The 19,577-nt window shown below is 70.2% G+C and carries 18 protein-coding genes; 13 read left to right on the forward strand and 5 right to left on the reverse strand.

Going from position 1 to position 19,577, the window contains the following annotated elements; all coding sequences use genetic code 11:
* Positions 1-48: 48 nt before the first annotated feature.
* From ACV22V_RS03765 to ACV22V_RS03780, 4 genes are read left to right on the forward strand one after another with little or no spacing between them, the layout of a single operon-like run.
* Complete coding sequence (locus ACV22V_RS03765; protein ID WP_448013054.1) at positions 49-1,158, forward strand: DUF1214 domain-containing protein; 1,110 nt, start codon at positions 49-51, stop codon at positions 1,156-1,158.
* Entirely contained in the window at positions 1,155-2,348 is a 1,194-nt protein-coding gene (locus ACV22V_RS03770) for a sulfotransferase family protein (RefSeq protein ID WP_448013055.1), read from the forward strand. Before ACV22V_RS03765 ends, ACV22V_RS03770 begins: the two co-directional genes overlap by 4 nt.
* Before the next feature lie 40 nt (positions 2,349-2,388).
* The gene (locus ACV22V_RS03775) at positions 2,389-3,180 is read left to right on the forward strand and encodes an SDR family oxidoreductase (protein ID WP_059701638.1); all 792 of its coding nucleotides are present in this window, start codon (positions 2,389-2,391) and stop codon (positions 3,178-3,180) included.
* Between the two features lie 17 nt (positions 3,181-3,197).
* Positions 3,198-4,184, forward strand: a complete 987-nt coding sequence (locus ACV22V_RS03780) for a hypothetical protein (protein ID WP_059689198.1) — start codon at positions 3,198-3,200, stop codon at positions 4,182-4,184.
* 25 nt (positions 4,185-4,209) lie between these two features.
* Here the strand turns inward: ACV22V_RS03780 and ACV22V_RS03785 are convergent, their stop codons facing one another.
* Complete coding sequence (locus ACV22V_RS03785) at positions 4,210-4,689, reverse strand: SRPBCC domain-containing protein (protein ID WP_448013057.1); 480 nt, start codon at positions 4,687-4,689, stop codon at positions 4,210-4,212.
* Positions 4,690-5,007: 318 nt separating this feature from the next.
* Between ACV22V_RS03785 and ACV22V_RS03790 the strand changes: the two genes are divergently transcribed.
* Positions 5,008-6,486, forward strand: a complete 1,479-nt coding sequence (locus ACV22V_RS03790; protein ID WP_448013059.1) for a cryptochrome/photolyase family protein — start codon at positions 5,008-5,010, stop codon at positions 6,484-6,486.
* 51 nt (positions 6,487-6,537) lie between these two features.
* Here the strand turns inward: ACV22V_RS03790 and ACV22V_RS03795 are convergent, their stop codons facing one another.
* From ACV22V_RS03795 to ACV22V_RS03805, 3 genes are all read right to left on the reverse strand, one after another.
* Positions 6,538-6,660: a hypothetical protein gene (locus ACV22V_RS03795; RefSeq protein ID WP_059817902.1), complete on the reverse strand. Its 123-nt coding sequence runs from the start codon at positions 6,658-6,660 to the stop codon at positions 6,538-6,540.
* Positions 6,651-7,883, reverse strand: a complete 1,233-nt coding sequence (locus ACV22V_RS03800) for an MFS transporter (protein ID WP_448013061.1) — start codon at positions 7,881-7,883, stop codon at positions 6,651-6,653. The genes ACV22V_RS03795 and ACV22V_RS03800 overlap by 10 nt, the downstream gene beginning before the upstream one ends.
* 308 nt (positions 7,884-8,191) lie before the next feature.
* A complete protein-coding gene (locus tag ACV22V_RS03805) occupies positions 8,192-9,133 on the reverse strand; it encodes a LysR substrate-binding domain-containing protein (protein WP_448013062.1) in 942 nt (313 codons plus the stop codon).
* 119 nt (positions 9,134-9,252) lie between these two features.
* Between ACV22V_RS03805 and ACV22V_RS03810 the strand changes: the two genes are divergently transcribed.
* Positions 9,253-10,296, forward strand: coding sequence for an alpha/beta hydrolase family protein (locus tag ACV22V_RS03810; protein WP_448013064.1), 1,044 nt, complete (start codon positions 9,253-9,255; stop codon positions 10,294-10,296).
* Between the two features lie 117 nt (positions 10,297-10,413).
* Entirely contained in the window at positions 10,414-11,166 is a 753-nt protein-coding gene (locus tag ACV22V_RS03815) for a 4'-phosphopantetheinyl transferase family protein (protein ID WP_448013065.1), read from the forward strand.
* Positions 11,167-11,187: 21 nt separating this feature from the next.
* Here ACV22V_RS03815 and ACV22V_RS03820 read toward each other — a convergent pair whose 3' ends face one another.
* A complete protein-coding gene (locus tag ACV22V_RS03820) occupies positions 11,188-12,108 on the reverse strand; it encodes a glutamate/aspartate ABC transporter substrate-binding protein (RefSeq protein WP_448013067.1) in 921 nt (306 codons plus the stop codon).
* 226 nt (positions 12,109-12,334) lie between these two features.
* Here ACV22V_RS03820 and hutH point away from each other — a divergent pair, with 226 nt between their 5' ends.
* Genes hutH through ACV22V_RS03850 form a run of 6 tightly spaced genes read left to right on the forward strand, consistent with a single transcriptional unit; the run spans position 12,335 to position 19,529 of the window.
* Positions 12,335-13,858, forward strand: a complete 1,524-nt coding sequence (hutH, locus tag ACV22V_RS03825) for a histidine ammonia-lyase (RefSeq protein WP_059701623.1) — start codon at positions 12,335-12,337, stop codon at positions 13,856-13,858.
* A 4-nt stretch (positions 13,859-13,862) separates the two neighbouring features.
* Entirely contained in the window at positions 13,863-14,558 is a 696-nt protein-coding gene (gene hutC / locus ACV22V_RS03830) for a histidine utilization repressor (RefSeq protein WP_044847652.1), read from the forward strand.
* A 40-nt stretch (positions 14,559-14,598) separates the two neighbouring features.
* Positions 14,599-16,287, forward strand: coding sequence for a urocanate hydratase (gene hutU / locus ACV22V_RS03835; protein ID WP_059535688.1), 1,689 nt, complete (start codon positions 14,599-14,601; stop codon positions 16,285-16,287).
* A gap of 2 nt (positions 16,288-16,289) precedes the next feature.
* Positions 16,290-16,901: a HutD/Ves family protein gene (locus ACV22V_RS03840; RefSeq protein ID WP_448013069.1), complete on the forward strand. Its 612-nt coding sequence runs from the start codon at positions 16,290-16,292 to the stop codon at positions 16,899-16,901.
* Positions 16,902-16,905: 4 nt separating this feature from the next.
* The gene (hutI, locus tag ACV22V_RS03845) at positions 16,906-18,129 is read left to right on the forward strand and encodes an imidazolonepropionase (RefSeq protein ID WP_448013071.1); all 1,224 of its coding nucleotides are present in this window, start codon (positions 16,906-16,908) and stop codon (positions 18,127-18,129) included.
* Positions 18,130-18,152: 23 nt separating this feature from the next.
* On the forward strand, positions 18,153-19,529 hold the full coding sequence (locus ACV22V_RS03850; RefSeq protein WP_448013072.1) for a formimidoylglutamate deiminase: 1,377 nt from the start codon (positions 18,153-18,155) through the stop codon (positions 19,527-19,529).
* Positions 19,530-19,577 lie beyond the last annotated feature (48 nt).

The raw sequence follows: 19,577 nt of genomic DNA on the forward strand, positions 1-19,577 counted from the left end.
TGGAGCGCTCGCTTAAGGTGAGCGCTCGACCACCGGCGGAGACGACACATGACGGACGACACACGTGCCACGCAACTGCTTTCGGGCCAGACCTGGGCCGATTTCTGCGACACCCTGAAACGCAGCGGACAGCAGATCCTGCGCGCCGAGGCGCCGGGCGATCCGCTCACGCGCGCGGAAGGGTTCCGCTACCTGAGCCGGCTGATGCGCATCGCGCTCGAAATGCACGTCGAGTTCGCGGACGGCGCATGGCCCGGCTTCTTCTCGCCGTCGCACGAGACCGCGAAGATCGGCGCCGACAATCCCGACAACCTGTACCAGTACGCGCGCCTCGACGGCCGCTGCGACTATCGCGTGACGGGGCGGCGCGGCACGGTCGCGTACCTGAGCTTCGGCACGCAGAAGGGCGGCTACGAGACGGACGGCAAGATGCTGCAGACCGGGTTTCTCGATGCGAAGCAGCTCGAGATCGCGCCGGACGGCAGCTTCGAGATCGTGCTGAGCGCGACGCCGCGCGCGGGCAACTGGGTACGCATGGCGCCGGATACGAACGCGCTGCTGGTGCGCCAGACCTTCCTCGACCGGCGCGCGGAGACGCCCGCGCAACTGAAGATCGAGCGCCTCGGCGCGCACGAGCGCCCGGCGCCGCTCGACCCGCTCGTGCTGCAGGGCGGCTTCATGCGCGCCGCGCGGTTCGTCGAGCAGACGTCGAAGCTGTTCGCCGACTGGGCCGCGAGCTACGGGGCGCACGTGAACGCGCTGCCGCCCGCGGACCAGGCGCTGTGCCAGTCGGTCGGCGGCGATCCGAACATCTACTACTACCACTCGTGCTGGTCGCTGGCCGACGACGAGGCGCTCGTGATCGACGTCGACACGGTGCCCGACTGCGACTTCTGGAACGTGCAGCTCAACAACTACTGGATGGAGTCGCTCGACTACCGGCACTTCGACATCTGCGTGAACAAGCACGGCGCGCGCCTGAATGCCGACGGCGGCGTGACGGTGGTGGTCGCCGCGTCGCGGCCGGGCGACGCGAACTGGCTCGATACGGCCGGGCATCGCACCGGCACGATCTGCTGGCGCTGGGTCGGCGCCGCGCGGCCGGTGCATCCGCGCACGCGCGTCGTCAAGCTCGCCGCGCTGAGGGAGGCCGCATGAACGCGCCGCTCGACCGGACCCGCACGCTGCTCGATGCCGACGGGCTGATCGCCGAGGCCGTGTCGCGCACGGGCGGCCTCGCCGCGTTCGGCGACGGCCCGTATCGCGAGGCGCTCGACGTGATGTGCGCATCGCTGATCGACGAGGCGCGGCTCTCCGCGCGCGGCGCGGAGATGATGCGGGAGAAGCTCGTCGGCCAGCTCGCGAACCGGCTCGTCGTCGAGGATTACTGCCGTCGTCATCCGGAGATCGCCGACATCGAGATCGACGATCCGCTCGTGATCGTCGGCCTGCCGCGCACCGGCACGACGCTGCTGCAGCGGCTGCTCGCGGTCGACCCGCGCTTTCATTCGGCCGCGTGGTGGGAAACGCGTTATCCGGCGCCGCTCGCCGGCGAGACGCTCGACGCGCCGACCGTGCGCATCGCGCGCGCGCGGGCCGAGGTCGCGACGATGATCGACTGCATTCCGCAGATCCTGACGATCCATCCGCTCGACGCGATGCTCGCCGACGAGGAGTTCATGCTGATGGAGCATTCGTTCGTGTGCGCGATGGATTCGTACGCGAACGTGCCGGGCTATACGGCGTGGCTCGCGAAGCAGGACCTGACGCCCGTCTATACGTACCTGAAGCGGATGCTGCAGTTCCTGCAGTGGCAGAAGGCGCGGCGCGGCGTCGCGCCGGCCGAGCGCTGGCTGCTGAAGACGCCGCAGCACCTGCATGCGCTCGACGTGCTGTGCCGCGTGTTTCCGCGCGCGCAGGTGGTGCTCACGCATCGCGATCCGGCGCAGACGATTCCGTCGATGGCGAGCATGGCACACACGCTGTGGCAGATGTACGCGGACGACCCCGATCCGCGCACGGTCGGCGCGCAGTGGAACGCGGGGATGGCGCGCGCGATCGGCGCGGCGATGGCGGCGCGCGACGCGCTGCCGCCCGAGCGGTTTCTCGACGTGCGTTTCGAGGACACCGTGTCGAATCCGCTCGGCGTCGCGCAAGCCGTGTACCGATTCGCCGGCATGCCGCTCGATGCACGGCAGCGCGCGGCGATGACGGACTGGATCGCGCGCAACGGCCGCGACAAGCGCGCCGCGCACGACTATTCGATCGCGCGCTTCGGCTTCACCGATGCGCAACTGGCGCACGACTTCGCCGCGTATCGCGCGCGGCACCTGCGGGCGGCCGGCTGACGGCGCGCCCGCGACACCAACGACAACCAGGAGACAACCCATGTTGCTGAAGGACAAGATCGTCGTGATTTCCGGAATCGGGCCGGGGCTCGGCGTGAAGCTCGCCGTCGAGGCGGCACGCGAGGGCGCGCGCGGCGTGGTCGTCGCGGCACGCACGATGGAAAAGCTCGACGACGCGGAAACGCGAATCCGCGCACTCGGCGTCGCGTGCGACGTGCTGAAGGTGCGAACCGACATCGCCGAGCGCGCGCAGTGCCGGCAGCTCGCGACGCAGGCGGTCGAGCGCTTCGGCCGGATCGACGCGCTCGTAAACAGCGCGTTCGTGCACGGCACGTTTCCGGAGGCGGTCGAGGAAGCCGATCTCGATGGCTGGCGCGCGGTGTTCGACACCAACGTGTTCGGCACGATGACGCTCACGCAGGAAATCGTCCCGCACATGAAGCGGCAGAAACGCGGCGCGATCGTGATGATCAACACGCAGGCGACCCGCAAGCCGTTTGCAGGGGAATCGGGCTACGCTATGTCGAAGGGCGCGCTCGCCGTTGCGGCAAAATACCTGGCACGCGAGCTCGGCGTGCACGGGATCCGCGCGAACAGCATCCACATGGGCTGGATGTGGGGCGTGCCGACGCAGACGTATTTCCGGCAGGCCGCAGCCGAGTACGGGGTGACGGAGGAGGAGATCGTCGCGCCGATCGCGTCGAACATCGCGCTCGCGAAATTGCCGACCGACGACGACTGCGCGCGCGCGGCGCTGTTCCTCGCGTCGGATTACGCGAACGCGGTGACCGGCGCGACGCTGGACGCGAACGGCGGCGACTTCATGCCCTGAGGACGGAGCGACGGATGATGCAGGAACGGGAACCCCGGCGGGGACGACATTTCTTCGCGTTCAACGGCGACGCGGACGGCCTGTGCGCGCTGCAGCAACTGCGGCTCGCGGAGGGCGAACGCGGCACGCTCGTGACCGGCGTGAAGCGCGACATCAGGCTGCTCGAGCGAATCGACGCACGAGCCGGCGACCGCGTGACCGTGCTCGACGTGTCGCACGACCAGAACCGCGACGCCTGCGCGCGGCTGCTGCGCGACGGCGCGGCGGTCCGCTACTTCGACCATCACTTCGCGGGCGAGCTGCCGGGCGATCCGCGCTTCGACGCGTATATCGACACGGCCGCCGACGTCTGCACGAGCGCGCTCGTGAATCGCCATCTCGGCGGCCGCCATGTGCGCTGGGCGATCGTCGCGGCGTTCGGCGACGAACTGCCGGCGCTCGGCGACGCGCTTGCGCGCGAATATGCGCTCGACGAGGCCGAGCGCGGCACGCTCGCCGAACTCGGGCTCTACCTGAACTACAACGCATACGGCGACTGCGTCGACGATCTGCATTTCGATCCGGCCGTGCTGGCCGATGCGATGCTGCCGTGCGCGGATCCGCTCGACTTCGTGCGCGGCACGCCGGTGTTCGCCGCGCTGCGCGACGGCTATCGCGACGACATGGCGCGTGCATGCGCGCTCGCGCCGCTGCGCGACGTGCCGGGCGCGACGCTGATCAGGATGCCGGATCATCCGTGGGCGCGACGCGCGACGGGGATGCTCGCGAACGAGCGGATGCGCAATGCACCGCATGCGGCGCTCGCGGTACTGTCGCCGCGTGCGCAGGGCGGGCTCGTCGTCAGCGTGCGCGTGCCCGACGGCCGGCCGCTCGGCGCCGACGAATTCTGCCGCGGTTTCCCGACCGGCGGCGGGCGCAAGCGCGCGGGCGGCATCAACCATCTGCCGGAAAGCGAGTTCGACGCGTTCGCCGAGCGTTTCGAGGCGGCCTTCCGTCTCGACTGAACGCGCGGACATCGGCCGTGCTCCGTCACGCGCTTTTGCGCCGACGTGACGCGTGCAGCGCTTCCGCGCGCCGCTTCACGTCGCGCGCGCACTGGTCGAACCCCTGTTTCACCCATCCGCCGTGCTCGCGCATGATCGTTTCCGCGTTGATGCCGAGAAACTGATCGGTCGTGAAGTAGCGGCAGCGTTCGGCGCCGTCGGCTTCGACGTACTGGTCGCGGCGCGCGGCGTCCTTGTTGTCGTCGGTCGGGCGCTGCTCCCACGACAGCAGACGCTCGGGCTCGCACGCGACGAGGATTTCGTTGACGGGAATCACCGTCTCCGTGCCCGGAATGCGCACCTGCATGTACACGAAGTCGCCGATCCGGCCGGTCGTTTCGAGGCCGACGCAGAAGGTGTTCCATTCGCCGTAGCGGGGGAAGTCGGTCAGCACTTCCCAGACGACGGCAGCGGGGGCGTTGATCGCGACGGTGATTGAGGTGACGAGATTGGCGGGTTTGGTCATGGCGGGTATCGGGTGAGGTTGACGGTGAGGACGGGACCGCGGGCGCGCCCGGGCGGATGGGTGGCGCGATGCGCGTGGCCGACCGGCGGCCGGCGCGTGCCGCACATCGCGGCGAACCCGACATCGAGCGTAGGCCGGCGCGTGCGGCGAAGAATCGTCGGAATGGACTAAGGCGTTTCACCGGGCTCGCGATCCGGCGGGGCGGCGGCGTCGGTACGCGACGCGTTTGCGTGCGCCGGTTGCGCGTCGGACATCGACATCGCGCGACCATGCCGCGACAATACCGGTCACTCTTCCGTTTCCTGCCCCGAGGTGCCCGTGCCAGCGAAGTCGTCCGTTGCTCCTGCCGTCGTGTGGTTCCGCGACGATCTGCGCGTGACCGACCAGCCCGCGCTGACGCGCGCGGTCGCGTCGGGCCGGCCGCTCGTGTGCGTGTACGTCGACGATACGGGCGAAAGCGCGGGGCGCGCGCTCGGCGGCGCGGCGCGCTGGTGGTTGCACGGGGCGCTCGCCGGACTCGACGCGGCGCTCGCGCGTCATGGCGGCCGCCTGCTGCTGCTGCGCGGCGATGCGCCGCGCGAGATCGAACGCGTCGTGCACGACACGGGCGCGGCGGCCGTGTACTGGAACCGCCGCTATGCGCTGCCGCAGCGCGATGCCGATGCCGCGTTGAAGGCGTCGCTGAAGGCGCGCGGCCTCGAGGTCGAGAGCAGCAACGGCAGCCTGCTGAACGAGCCGTGGGACGTGCTGACGGGCGCCGGCACGCCGTTCCAGGTGTTCACCGCATACTGGCGCGCGGTGCGGCGCGATCGCACGGTGGCGGCGCCGTTGCCGGCGCCCGCAAGGATCGCGTTTCACCCGTGGCCGGCCGGCGTGCGCGAACGCGCGTTGGCGCTCGACGCGCTCGCGTTGCGTCCGGGCGCGCCGGACTGGGCGAGCGGCCTGCGCGACGCATGGCCGGCACCCGACGAGGCCGGCGCGCATGCGCGGCTCGACGCGTTTTCGGTCGAGTCGCTGGCCGGCTATGCCGATACGCGCGACCGGCCCGACCGGCCGGCGACGAGCCGGCTGTCGCCGTTCCTGCGCTTCGGCAACGTGTCGCCGCGCCAGGTGTGGCATGCGGTGCAGGGGGCCGCACAGGCGGGCGGCGCGGCCTGCGCCGCCGGCGCCGAGAAATTCCTGAGCGAGCTCGGCTGGCGCGAATTCAGCCACGTGCTGCTGTATCACTTCCCGGCGCTCGCGACCGACAACTTCCGCGCGCAGTTCGACGCGATGCCGTGGCGCGACGATCCCGCCGCGCTGCGCGCCTGGCAGCGCGGGCTGACCGGCTATCCGCTCGTCGACGCGGGGATGCGCGAGCTGTGGGCGACCGGCTGGATGCACAACCGGGTGCGGATGGTCGTCGCATCGTTTCTCGTCAAGCATCTGCTGATCGACTGGCGGGCCGGCGAGCGCTGGTTTTACGACACGCTCGTCGACGCGGACGTCGCGAACAACCCGGCGAACTGGCAATGGGTCGCCGGCTGCGGCGCCGACGCCGCACCGTATTTCCGCATCTTCAATCCGGTGACGCAGGGGCGGAAGTTCGATCCGCAGGGCGCCTACGTGCGCCGCTGGGTGCCGGAACTCGCGGGCCTCGACGCGGCGACGATCCATGCGCCGTGGGAGGCGTCGCCGGTGGAACTCGCGGCGGCCGGCGTGCGGCTCGGCGTCGACTATCCGGCGCCGATCGTCGATCACGACGGCGCGCGGCGGCGTGCGCTCGATGCGCTGGCCACGCTGCCGAAGCGTCGCTAGACGTCGCGGAGCGCAGCCGGCACGCCCGTGCGCGCGGTGGCGCTTGCCATGTCAGTCGCAGAACGCCGCGTGCTCGAGCAGCGCAAGCGCGACGCCCGCATCGAAGTAGGCCGCGCCGCACCACGCGACGAACGCGAGCGCGCCGACGGCCAGCGCCGCGCGCATCACGCCCACGCGGCCTTGCCCGGCACCGGACGCGCGATGCGCGCGTCGTCGATCGGCAGGTGCAGCAGCGCGGCCAGCACGCCGAGCGCGATCGAGCCGATCCACAGCGGCAGATACGAATGCGTCGCGTCGTACACGAGCGCGCCGAGCCATACACCGAAGAAGCTGCCGAGCTGGTGCCCGAAGAAGACGAAGCCGAACAGCGTCGCGATGTAGCGCACGCCGAACACCTGCGAGATCACGCCGTTGGTCAGCGGCACGGTGCCGAGCCACGTGAAGCCCATCACGGCCGCGAACACGTAGACGCTCGCGGGCGACAACGGCGCGGCGACGAACGCGGCCATCGCCAGCGCGCGGACGAGATACAGTACGGACAGCACATACTTGCGCCGCAGCAGGCCGCCGAGATGGCCGCATGCGTAGGTGCCGGCCACGTTGGTCAACGCGATCAGTGCGAGCGCGACGCTGGCATGGCGCGCCGGCAGGCCGTGATCGAGCAGGTAGGCGGGCAGGTGGGTCGCGATGAACGCGAGCTGGAACCCGCAGGCGAAGAACCCCGCGTTCAGCAGCCAGAAGCCGCGATGCGCGAACGCTTCGCGCACCGCCGCGCCGATCGACTGGTCGGGGCCGTCCGCGCGACTCGCGGCCTGCGCGGGTCGGTCGCGCACCAGCACGGCGAGCGGCGCGAGCAGCCCGGCGACGAGCGCGAGCGCGACGAAGGCATGCTGCCAGCCGATGCCGCCGATCATCACCTGCGCGACCGGCACCATGCAGAACTGGCCGAGCCCGCCGATCGCGCCGGCGACACCGAGCGCCCAGCCGCGCCGGTCGGGCGGAAACAGCCGGCTCAGCGCGCCGTAGATCGACGCGAAGGCCGACCCCGACAGCGCGATGCCGATCACGAGCCCCGCGCCGACCGTGAATACGCCGACCGACGCGGCGAACGCCATCGTGACGAGCCCGGCCGCATACAGCAGCATGCCGGCGACGATCACGCGCACCGACCCGAAGCGGTCGGCGATCATCCCGGTGAACGGCTGCGCGATGCCCCAGATCAGGTTCTGCAGCGCGAGCGCGAGGCCGAACGCTTCGCGCGACCAGCCGTGGTCGAGCGTGACGGGAGCGAGGAACAGCCCCTGCACGTGGCGGATGCCGAGCGCGGCGCCCATGATGAGGCCGCCCGCGAGCACCGGCAGCCAGCGGCGCCGGGTGTCCTGTTCGATCGGGGTCATGCGGGTCTCCGGATGAATGCGTGCGGCACGACGCCGCGTTCGATCCGATTAGACGATCCGGCCGCGGCGCGCTCAAGCGATCATTCGGTCGCGTTCGCATGCGCGTGGGGAATGCAACGCGGTTCGGACGCGATGCCGGCGGCGAAGGCCGTACGGGCCGGATGCGTGGAGCCGCTGCGACGCATGCGGCCGGCGTGATACGCGGCGGATGCAGTGTAGTCGGGGCGTCAGTGCATCGCCGGTGGCTGCGCGCATCTCGTGCGCGACGCCGCATCGGCATCGGCTCGATGCGGAAATTCGCTCGCCGATTACCGCTGCGTCACGTCGTACGCGCGAATCGCAGCGTCGCATTCGGCCGCTTCCGCGAGAATCCAGTCGCGCACGTCGGCGACTTCGCGGCGCGGCGCCGGATCGTGCCGGAACAGCCAGTAGCCGTATGCATCCGACAACGCCTGCGAGTGCGGGCCGAGCACCGCGAGCCGGCCGTCCGCGAGCATCGGCGCGACGAGCGCGAGCCGCCCGAGCGCGACGCCCTGGCCGGCGATCGCGGCGTGGATCACCTGGTCGTACTGGTTGAAGCGCAGCACGCCCTTCGGGCGCGCGTCGCCGAGCCCGGCCGCGTGCAGGTGCGCGCGCCATTGCAGTGGCGTTTGCGGCGGCCCGTCGAATTCGAGCAGCACGTGGTCGGCGATCGCGGCCGCGTCGGTGACGGGCCGCGCGGCCAGCGCCGGGTGCGCAACCGGCACGACGACTTCGTCGAACAGGTGCAGCGCGCCGGCCGGCGCGCGCTCGCGCGGGCAGTAGCGGATTCCGAGGTCGATGCCTTCCGCGCGCAAATCGAGTACCTTGTCGTTCGCGGCCACGCGCAAGTCGACGTCGGGCAGGCGCGCCTGCAGGCGTCCGAGCCGCGGCAGCAACCACAGCGCGGTGACGCCAATGCTCGCGGTGATCGTGACGGGCTGGCGCTCGCGCGCGGCGGCGAGCGACGCGACGGTGTCCTGCAGGGTGAGCAGCGCCGCGTCGGCGGCGCGAAACAGCCGCTCGCCTTCCGGCGTGAACGCGATCTTGCGATAGCCGCGCTGCAGCAGCGCGACGCCGAGGTGCGCCTCGAGCGCGTGCACCTGGCGGCTGACCGCCGACTGCGTGACGCACAGGTCCTGCGCGGCGAGCGTGATGCTCATGCGGCGGCCGACGGCGACGAAGCCGCGCACGAGGTCCAGCGACGGGAGACGGACGAGCGGCGTTGACATGCGTAGGGCTCATGCGAACGGAGCAGCAAGATTGGTTGAGAACGCCGGGCGCGTCAAGTTCAATGGAGGCTGGCCGATCGGGCGGGCGCCGGGTGACGCGGCGCCGCACAGGAGACAGGATGACGATTTCGAACGAAGCAGCCGGGTCGGATCAGGCGGCCGGGCGCGCGGCGGGTGCGTTGCCGCCGGAGGCCGTGACGCTGACCGCGGCCGACGGTTACCAACTGCGCGGCTACGTGTGGCGGCATCGCGGCGGCGGCGCCACGCGGCCCGTGACGGTCGTCAATTGCGCGACGTCGGTGCGCTGCGACTACTACTTCCGCTTCGCGGCCTGGCTGTTCGCGCAAGGGCGTGACGTGCTCGTCTACGACTATCGCGGGATTGGCGGTTCGCGCCCCGCGCGGCTCGCGAAGCTGCGCGCGAACTGGCTCGACTGGGGGCGGCTCGATTGCGAGGCCGCGCTGCAGTACGCACGCGACGCGTTTCCCGGCCAGCCGCTCGACGTCGTCGCGCACAGCATCGGCGGCTGCGTGCTCGGGCTGGCGGCGTCGAACGCGTACGTGCGTCACGCGGTGACCGTCGGCGCGCAGTATGCGTACTGGCGCGACTATCGGCCGGAAGAGCGGCGGCGCATGTGGTGGAAGTGGCATGTCGCGATGCCGGCGCTCGCGGCCGTGTTCGGCTACGTGCCCGCGAAGCGGCTTGGCTGGATGGAGGATACGCCGCGTGGCATCGCGCTGTCGTGGGTGCGTTCGCAGGCGCGCTTCGAGGATGCCTACACGCATGGCCCGCTCGCCGAAACCGCCGCGAGCCGCGCCGCGCTGCCGGCGCGCTTCGCGCAGCTGCCGGCGCCGATGCTCGCGATCGGCCTCGACGACGACGGGTTCGGCACGGTCGACGCGATCGAGCGGCTGGTCGGCTACTACACGGGCAGCGACGTCACGCATCTGCGGATCGCGCCGCACGACATCGGCGTCGACGCGATCGGCCACTTCGCGTTCTTCCACAGCCGCTTCGCCGACACGTTGTGGCCCGTCGCGCTGTACTGGCTGCAACACGGCGCGTTGCCGGCCGATGCGCCGGGCCGCGTCCACGCGCGCCATCCGGCGCAGCGTGCGCGGCTGGCGGGGAGCGCCGCGCCGGGTGTCGTCGCGCACGGGTGACCGCGCACGCGCGTGCGACCCGGCCGTCGCGTCGATGCGGCGGCCGCGCCGCGTCGGCCTCCGCGCCGCGCGATCGATTAACATCGGACGTTTCATTCGACTGGCTGCCCCGTGCCGATGTCCATTCCGCCCGATTCCGAGATTCCCGCCGACCTGTCCCGCGCGTGGCGCATGCACCTTCTCGACGTGCCGCCGGCCGCGTCGCAGGCCGGCGTGCAGGTCGCGCGCATCGATTTCGACTGGCACGTGCCGCTCGCGTCGCCCGCCTATGCGGCGCTGAGCGAGGCCGAGCGCGCGCGCGCCGGGCGCTACCTGCGGCACGAGGATGCGGTGCGCAGCGCCGCGACGCGCGCCGCGCTGCGCGATGTGCTCGGCGCGACGCTCGACGTGGCGCCGAAGGACATCGCGATCGTCGTCGACGAATCGGGACGGCCGTCGCTCGACCCCGCGCATCGCGCATCGCTGGATTTCAACGTGTCGCACGCGGGCGATCACGCGCTCATCGCGTGGACCGGGACGGGCCGTGTCGGCGTCGATATCGAAAGCTGCAATCGGTCGACCGACTGGCGTGCGCTGACGCGCGAGGTGTGCGCGACCGCCGAGGCCGCGTATCTCGACGACCTGCCGCTCGCCGCGCGTGCCGACGCGTTCGTGCGCGTGTGGTCCGCGAAGGAAGCGTTGCTGAAGGCGCTCGGCACCGGCATCGTCGGCGGGCTGCGCGCGTTCGCGGTCGTGCCGCCGCGCGATGCCGCGACGCCCGCGACGACGATCGTCGATCCGGCCGCGCCCGCGGCCGGCGTGGCCGCGTTCGACGCGGGCTGGCTCGACGCGGCGCCCGGCTACGCGGCGTGCGTCGCGTGGACGCGCTGAACCCGTTTCAGCACGCGACGCTCACTCGAGCGGCACGTCGTTCGGCGCCGCGTAGCGCGCCTTGATCACGTCGCTCATCGGGAAGTCGAACGCGAGCCCTTTCGGCGGCACCGGCTTCATGAACCACTTGTCGTACAGCGCGTTGATCTCGCCGCTCTTCATCAGCTGCACGAGCACGCCGTCGACGAGCGCCTTGAACTGCGGATCGTCCTTGCGCAGCATGAACCCGTACGCTTCCGACGACTGCGGTGTGCCGACGATCGTCCAGTCGGCCGGCTTCGCCGCGAGCTGGCGCACGCCGGCGAGCAGCACGTCGTCCATCATGTAGGCGGCCGCGCGGCCCGATTCGAGCGTGAGGCGTCCTTCGCCGTAGTCCTTCGCGCTGATGATCTGCATGTTCATCTTCTTCTCCTCGTTCATCTTGCGCAGCAGGCGTTCGGACGTCGTGCCCTGGTTCGTCACGACCGTCTTGCCGGCCAGATCGGGGAAGTCGCGGATGCCCGAGCCCGTGCGCGTGAGCAGGCGCGTCGTCGCGACGAAGAAGGTGGTCGAGAACGCGACCTGCGCGTGGCGCGCGGCGAGGTTGGTGGTCACCCCGCATTCGAGATCGACCGTGCCGTTCTGCACCAGCGGGATGCGGTTCTGCGACGTGACCGGGACGAAGCGCACCTGCAGGTCGGGCTTGCCGGTGCGCGCCTTCACGGCGGCGATCACGCGGTCGCACAGGTCCTGCGAGAAGCCGATCACCTTGCCGCTCGCGTCGACGTAGGAGAACGGCACCGACGTCTCGCGATGGCCGATCGAGATCAGGCCGCCTTGCCGGATCTTTTCGAGCGTGCCGGACAGCGGTTCCGCGGCGAGCGACGCGCCGCACGCGAGCGCGCACGCGGCGGCGAGCAGGCTGCGGCCGAGGAGGGCGGTCAACCGGGGCGGGATGGTCATGGCAGGTCTCCGTGGGCGGATCGTGGGAAAGTGTCGATTCGTATGTTGCCAAAGACAAAATAATTGCAACATATGTTAATTCCGGAGTCCGTCGGACAACAGCGGCGGGCCGCGCCGGACATCAGGGAAACTCCCGAGTCGAAATCGTGAAAAACGGGGTTGTCTAGACAAGTTGCGATGGCTACACTGCAATCCATCACGAACTTGTCTAGACAGGATTGCTCACATGATTACGTTGACCCCCGGCCACCTGACCCTCCCGCAACTGCGCAAGATCGCTCGCGAATCCGTGCAGCTCAAGCTCGACCCGGCGAGCTTCGCGAAGATCGACGCAGGCGCGAAGGCCGTCGCCGACATCGCGGCAAAGGGCGAGCCGGCATACGGCATCAACACGGGCTTCGGCCGCCTGGCCAGCACGCACATCCCGCACGACCAGCTCGAGCTGCTGCAGAAGAACCTGGTGCTGTCGCACGCGGTCGGCGTCGGCGAGCCGATGGCGCGCTCGTCGGTGCGTCTGCTGATGGCGCTGAAGCTGTCGAGCCTCGGCCGCGGCCACTCGGGCATCCGCCGCGAAGTGATGGACGCGCTGATCACGCTGTTCAACGCCGACGTGCTGCCGCTGATCCCGGTGAAGGGCTCGGTCGGCGCATCGGGCGACCTCGCGCCGCTCGCGCACATGTCGGCCGTGCTGCTGGGCGTCGGCGAAGTGTTCATCCGCGGCGAGCGCGCCAGCGCGCTCGACGGTCTGCGCGTCGCGGGCCTCGCGCCGCTGACGCTGCAGGCGAAGGAAGGCCTCGCGCTGCTGAACGGCACGCAGGCCTCGACGGCGCTGGCGCTCGACAACATGTTCGCGATCGAAGACCTGTACCGCACCGCGCTCGTCGCGGGTGCGCTGTCGGTCGATGCGGCTGCCGGCTCGGTGAAGCCGTTCGACGCCCGCATCCACGAACTGCGCGGCCATCAAGGCCAGATCGACGCGGCCGCGTCGTACCGCGACCTGCTCGAAGGCTCGCCCATCAACCAGTCGCACCGCGACTGCGACAAGGTGCAGGATCCGTACAGCCTGCGCTGCCAGCCGCAGGTGATGGGCGCGTGCCTGGACCAGATGCGCCACGCGGCCGACGTGCTGCTGGTCGAAGCGAACGCCGTGTCGGACAACCCGCTGATCTTCCCGGATACCGGCGAAGTGCTGTCGGGCGGCAACTTCCACGCCGAACCCGTCGCGTTCGCGGCCGACAACCTCGCGCTCGCCGCATCGGAAATCGGCGCGCTGGCCGAGCGCCGCATCGCGCTGCTGATCGACGCGACGCTGTCGGGCCTGCCCCCGTTCCTCGTGAAGGACGGCGGCGTGAACTCGGGCTTCATGATCGCCCACGTGACGGCAGCCGCCCTGGCATCGGAAAACAAGACGCTCGCGCATCCGGCGTCGGTCGACTCGCTGCCGACCTCGGCGAACCAGGAAGACCACGTGTCGATGGCGACGTTCGCCGCGCGCAAGCTCGCCGACATCGCGGACAACACGAAGCACATCCTCGCGATCGAACTGCTGGCCGCCGCCCAGGGCGTCGACCTGCGCGCGCCGCACCACACGAGCCCGAAGCTTGCGCCGGTGATGGAAACGATCCGCAGCAAGGTCGCGCACTACGAACTCGACCACTACTTCGCACCGGACATCGCCGTGATCGCGAAGCTCGTCGGCGAGCGTGCGTTCGCGAAGATCGCGCCGTTCTCGTTCGCATCGGAACAGTAAGCCCATGAGCGCGCCGGTCTACCAGGAGATCAAGGATTTCATCCTGGGCCGCATTCACGCCGGCGAGTGGGCGGAGGGCGATCAGGTGCCCTCCGAGAACGAACTGGCCCGCGAGTTCAAGGTCGCGCGCATGACCGTCAACCGCGCGTTGCGCGAGTTGACGGCCGAGCAGGTGCTGACGCGCATGAAGGGCGCCGGCACCTACGTCGCGCGGCCGAAGTACGAGTCGACGCTCGTCGCGATCCGCAGCATCTCGGAGGAGGTCGACGCGCGCGGGCATGCGTACCGCGCCAGCGTGCTCGGCCTCGAGACGATCCGCGCCGACGAGGCGCTCGCCGACGAGATGCAGATGGCCGTGCGCGCGAAGCTGTTTTATTCGCAGGTGTTGCACTTCGAGAATGACGAACCCGTCCAGCTCGAAGAACGGTGGGTGAATCCGGCGGTCGCGCCGGATTATGCCGAGCAGGATTTCACGAACACGACGCCGAACCTGTATCTGATGCGCGCGGCACCGCTGCAGCGCGTCGAGTACCGGATCGAAGCGGCGGCCCCGGCGCCCGAGCGGCGCGAGCAGCTGCGGATGGACGACGTCGAGCCGTGTCTGGTTTTACATCGGCGCACCTGGTCGCAGGGCGTCGTCGCCTCGGTGGCGAATTTGTGGCACCCCGGCAGCCGTTATCGCTTCACCGGGCATTTCTGATTCCTATTTGAATATTCACTTTCCCTCGGGAGCAGCCGTCATGAACCATCCGAAACACATCGATCCCCGTCTCGATCCGACGCGCACGATCCGCGCGCCGCGCGGCAGCGAGAAGGTCTGCAAGACCTGGCTGGCCGAAGCGGCCTACCGGATGATCCAGAACAACCTGGATCCGGAAGTCGCCGAGCATCCGCACGCGCTCGTCGTGTACGGCGGCATCGGCCGCGCGGCGCGCAACTGGGAATGCTACGACCAGATCCTCGCGTCGCTGAAGGATCTCGGCGAAGACGAGACGCTGCTCGTGCAATCGGGCAAGCCGGTCGGCGTGTTCCGCACGCACAAGGATGCGCCGCGCGTGCTGCTCGCGAACTCGAACCTGGTGCCGCACTGGGCGACCTGGGAGCACTTCAACGAGCTCGACCGCAAGGGCCTGATGATGTACGGCCAGATGACGGCCGGCAGCTGGATCTACATCGGCAGCCAGGGCATCGTGCAGGGCACCTATGAAACGTTCTTCTCGGTCGCGAACCAGCACTTCAACGGCGACCCGTCGGGCCGCTGGATCCTGACGGGCGGTCTCGGCGGCATGGGCGGCGCGCAGCCGCTGGCGGCGACGATGGCCGGCTTCTCGATGATCGCGGTCGAGTGCGACGAGACGCGCATCGACTTCCGCCTGAAGACGCGCTACGTCGACAAGAAGGCGACGACGCTCGACGAGGCGCTCGGCATGATCGAGGAAGCGAAGCGCACCGGCAAGCCGGTGTCGATCGGCCTGCTCGGCAACGCGGCCGACGTGTTCACGGAGTGCGTCGAGCGCGGCATCACGCCGGACTGCGTGACCGACCAGACGAGCGCGCACGACCCGATCAACGGCTACCTGCCGCAAGGCTGGAGCGTCGCGCAATGGCGCGAGACGCAGAAGGTCGATCCGGAAGGCATCGTGCATCCGGCGAAGCAGTCGATGGCCGTGCAGGTGCGCGCGATGCTGACGCTGCAGGAGCGCGGCGCGGCCACGCTCGACTACGGCAACAACATCCGCCAGATGGCGCTGGAAATGGGCGTCGAGAACGCGTTCGACTTCCCGGGCTTCGTGCCGGCCTATATCCGCCCGCTGTTCTGCGAAGGCAAGGGCCCGTTCCGCTGGGTCGCGCTGTCGGGCGATCCGGAAGACATCTACAAGACCGACCAGAAGGTGAAGGAGCTGATCCCCGACGATCCGCACCTGCACAACTGGCTCGACATGGCACGTGAGCGCATCGCGTTCCAGGGCCTGCCGGCACGGATCTGCTGGGTCGGCGTGAAGGATCGCTATCGCCTCGGCCAGGCATTCAACGAGATGGTGAAGAACGGCGAACTGAAGGCCCCGATCGTGATCGGCCGCGACCACCTCGACACCGGTTCGGTCGCGAGCCCGAACCGCGAGACGGAATCGATGAAGGACGGCTCGGACGCCGTGAGCGACTGGCCGCTGCTGAACGCACTGCTGAACACCGCGGGCGGCGCATCGTGGGTGTCGCTGCATCACGGCGGCGGCGTCGGGATGGGCTTCTCGCAGCACTCGGGCGTCGTGATCGTCGCCGACGGTACCGCCGAAGCGCACGAGCGTCTCGGCCGCGTGCTGCTGAACGACCCGGCCACGGGCGTGATGCGCCATGCGGATGCCGGCTACGAACTCGCGCAGCAGACGGCCCGCGAAGCCGGCCTGAAGCTGCCGATGCTCGGCCGCTGAGCATGACGGCGCTCGATCAGGCGCCGGTGCACGCAACGATGATCCGCGCGGCGGATCTCGTTGCGTCGCCGTGGAAGAACGGCGGCGGCGTGACGCGCGAAATCGGCGCGTTTCCGCCGGGCGCCGCGCTCGACGCGTTCGCCTGGCGCGTGAGCGTCGCGGACGTCGGCGCGGCCGGGCCGTTCTCGCGTTTCGACGGCATCGACCGCACGCTCGTGCTGCTGTCCGGTGCGGGCATGACGCTCGCGGAAGCGGGCGGCGCGCGCCACGTGCTCGACGCGCCGCTCGCCCGCGCGGATTTCGCCGGCGAAACGGCGACCGATGCGACGCTGCACGACGGCGCCACGCGCGACTTCAACCTGATGACGCGCCGTTCGGCCGCGCGCGGGACGGTCGACGTGTGGCCCGAAGGCACGCACCGCGTCGAGCGCGCCGATACCGTGCTGCTGTTCTGCGCGACCGGCGCAGTCGGCATCGACGTCGACGGCGCGCACTATGCACTGCAGGAAATGGACACGCTGCGGCTCGACGGGCCGCGGCGTGCGTTTGACGTCGTCGTGAGCGGAGGCGGCGCGCTGCTCGCCGTGTCGCTCGCCGTCGGCGAACGAGACTGAACGCATGAAACCGATTGTCTGGCATCACCTGAGGCTGTGTCCGCACGGCCATCCCGACGAAACGATCGACGATGCGGCGATCTCCGTCGACGAAACCGGCACGATCGTGTGGCTCGGCGCGTTTTCCGCGCTGCCGCACGGTTATGCGCACTGGCGGCGGGAAGACCTGCACGGCGCGTGGGTGACGCCGGGCCTCGTCGACTGCCATACGCACCTCGTGTACGGCGGCACGCGCGCCGACGAGTTCGCGCAGCGTCTCGCCGGCGTCAGCTACGAGGAGATCGCGCGGCAGGGCGGCGGGATCGTGTCGACGGTGCGCGCCACGCGCGCGGCCGACGAGACGGCGCTGTTCGTGCAGGCGGCCGCACGCCTGCAGCCGCTGCTCGCCGAAGGCGTGACCGCGATCGAGATCAAGTCGGGCTACGGGCTCGACCTCGCGAGCGAGCGCAAGATGCTGCGCGTCGCGCGCCAGCTCGGCGAGCGCTTTCCGGTCACGGTGTACACCACGTTCCTCGGCGCGCACGCGCTGCCGCCGGAATACGCGGGCCGCGCGGATGACTACATCGACGAAGTGTGCGGGCGGATGCTGCCGGCGCTCGCCGACGAAGGCCTCGTCGATGCGGTCGACGTATTTTGCGAGCGCATCGGCTTCTCGCTCGCGCAGACCGAGCGCGTGTTCGAGGCCGCGACGCGGCGCGGCCTGCCGGTGAAGCTGCACGCGGAGCAGTTGTCGAACGCGGGCGGCACCGCGCTCGCCGCGCGGTATCGCGCGCTGTCCGCCGACCACCTCGAATTTCTCGACGAAGCCGGCATCGAGGCGATGAAGGCGGCCGGCACGGTCGCCGTGCTGTTGCCCGGCGCGTATTACTTCATTCGCGAAACGCAATTGCCGCCGATCGAGCTGCTGCGCAAGCACGGCGTGCCGATCGCGCTCGCGACCGACCACAACCCCGGCACGTCGCCGCTCGAATCGCTGCTGCTGACGATGAACATGGGCTGCACGCTGTTCCGCATGACGGTGCCCGAGGTGCTGCAGGGCGTGACGCGCCATGCGGCCGCGGCGCTCGGCCGCGCGGATCGTCACGGCGCGCTCGAGGTCGGTCGCCAGGCCGATTTCGCGGCCTGGTCGGTCGGCTCGCTGTCGGAGCTCGCTTACTGGATCGGCCGGCCGCTGTGCGAGCAGGTCGTGCGCGGCGGTACGACGGTGTTTCGCCGGATCAACGGCTAGCCTTGCAACAGACGAGACTCACGATGACCGAAATGACGCTGTTCGCGGACCATGCCCGGCTGCCCGATGGCTGGCGCCGCAACGTGCTGCTGCGCTGGGACGCGGCCGGCACGCTGACCGACGTGACGCCCGATGCCGACGCGCCGGCCGGCGTCGCGCGCGCGGCAGGGCCCGTGGTGCCCGGCATGCCGAACCTGCATTCGCACGCGTTCCAGCGCGCGATGGCGGGGCTCACCGAATACCGCGCGAATCCCGCCGACAGCTTCTGGAGCTGGCGCGACCTCATGTACCGTTTCGCGCTGAAGATCACGCCCGACGCGCTCGCGGCGATCGCGCGCTGGCTGTACGTCGAGATGCTGAAGTGCGGCTACACGTCGGTGTGCGAATTCCACTACGTGCATCACGCGCAGGACGGCTCGCGCTATCCGCAGATCGCGGAACTCGGCACGCGCGTGATCGACGCGGCCCGCTCGGCCGGCATCGGCATCACGATGCTGCCCGTGTCGTACCAGTTCGCCGGCTTCGGCAACAAGCCGCCGCGCGACGACCAGCGCCGCTTCATCAACACGCCGGACGGGCTGCTCGAACTGCTCGACGCGATGCGCCGCGTCGCGCCCGAGCATGGCGGACTGCGCTACGGCGTCGCGCCGCACTCGCTGCGCGCGGTGTCCGAGAGCGGATTGCGCGTGCTGCTCGACGGCCTGCCCGACGACGCGCCCGTGCATATCCATATCGCCGAACAGACGGCCGAAGTCGACGATTGCGTGCGTGCTTACGGCACGCGTCCCGTGCAGTGGCTGCTCGATCGCTTCGACGTCGATGCGCGCTGGTGCCTCGTGCACGCGACGCACGTCGATGCGGCCGAAACGGCCGCGCTCGCGAAGCGTCGCGCGGTGGCCGGCCTGTGCCTGACCACCGAGGCGAACCTCGGCGACGGCGTGTTCCCGGCCGTCGACTTTCTCGCGCAGGGCGGCGTGATCGGCGTCGGCTCGGACAGCCATGCGTCGGTCGACTGGCGCTCGGAGCTGCGCCTGCTCGAATACGGTCAGCGGCTCGTGCATCGCGCGCGCAACGTGCTCGCGAGCGACACGCAGGCGCATGTCGCCGACCGGCTGTTCGACGCGTCGCTCGCGGGCGGCGCGCAGGCCAGCGGGCGGCGCATCGGCGCGCTGCGTGAAGGCTGCCGCGCCGACTGGCTCGTGCTCGATCCCGATCATCCGGCGATCGCCGAACACGACAGCACGGCGTGGCTGTCGGGCGCGGTGTTCGCCGAGCATGGCGACACGCCGGTGCTCGACGTCTACACCGGCGGCGAACGCGTCGTGAGCGGGCGCCGCCATCGCGACGAAGCCGTCGCGTATGCCGACTACCGCGCCGCGCTGGCGCAACTGCTGCGCTGAACGCGCGGCACCCGGCGCGCCGCGTGCGCGCGCCGGCAGACTCTTACG

The sequence above is a fragment of the Burkholderia sp. AW33-5 genome, assembly GCF_053427615.1.

Bases quoted from the DNA above. Each gene is read 5' to 3' on its own strand.
- ACV22V_RS03765 (WP_448013054.1), top strand. From the start codon at position 49: ATGACGGACGACACACGTGCCACGCAACTGCTTTCGGGCCAGACCTGG.
- ACV22V_RS03770 (WP_448013055.1), top strand. From the start codon at position 1,155: ATGAACGCGCCGCTCGACCGGACCCGCACGCTGCTCGATGCCGACGGG.
- ACV22V_RS03775 (WP_059701638.1), top strand. From the start codon at position 2,389: ATGTTGCTGAAGGACAAGATCGTCGTGATTTCCGGAATCGGGCCGGGG.
- ACV22V_RS03780 (WP_059689198.1), top strand. From the start codon at position 3,198: ATGCAGGAACGGGAACCCCGGCGGGGACGACATTTCTTCGCGTTCAAC.
- ACV22V_RS03785 (WP_448013057.1), bottom strand. From the start codon at position 4,689: ATGACCAAACCCGCCAATCTCGTCACCTCAATCACCGTCGCGATCAAC.
- ACV22V_RS03800 (WP_448013061.1), bottom strand. From the start codon at position 7,883: ATGACCCCGATCGAACAGGACACCCGGCGCCGCTGGCTGCCGGTGCTC.
- ACV22V_RS03805 (WP_448013062.1), bottom strand. From the start codon at position 9,133: ATGTCAACGCCGCTCGTCCGTCTCCCGTCGCTGGACCTCGTGCGCGGC.
- ACV22V_RS03810 (WP_448013064.1), top strand. From the start codon at position 9,253: ATGACGATTTCGAACGAAGCAGCCGGGTCGGATCAGGCGGCCGGGCGC.
- ACV22V_RS03815 (WP_448013065.1), top strand. From the start codon at position 10,414: ATGTCCATTCCGCCCGATTCCGAGATTCCCGCCGACCTGTCCCGCGCG.
- ACV22V_RS03820 (WP_448013067.1), bottom strand. From the start codon at position 12,108: ATGACCATCCCGCCCCGGTTGACCGCCCTCCTCGGCCGCAGCCTGCTC.
- hutH (WP_059701623.1), top strand. From the start codon at position 12,335: ATGATTACGTTGACCCCCGGCCACCTGACCCTCCCGCAACTGCGCAAG.
- hutC (WP_044847652.1), top strand. From the start codon at position 13,863: ATGAGCGCGCCGGTCTACCAGGAGATCAAGGATTTCATCCTGGGCCGC.
- hutU (WP_059535688.1), top strand. From the start codon at position 14,599: ATGAACCATCCGAAACACATCGATCCCCGTCTCGATCCGACGCGCACG.
- ACV22V_RS03840 (WP_448013069.1), top strand. From the start codon at position 16,290: ATGACGGCGCTCGATCAGGCGCCGGTGCACGCAACGATGATCCGCGCG.
- hutI (WP_448013071.1), top strand. From the start codon at position 16,906: ATGAAACCGATTGTCTGGCATCACCTGAGGCTGTGTCCGCACGGCCAT.
- ACV22V_RS03850 (WP_448013072.1), top strand. From the start codon at position 18,153: ATGACCGAAATGACGCTGTTCGCGGACCATGCCCGGCTGCCCGATGGC.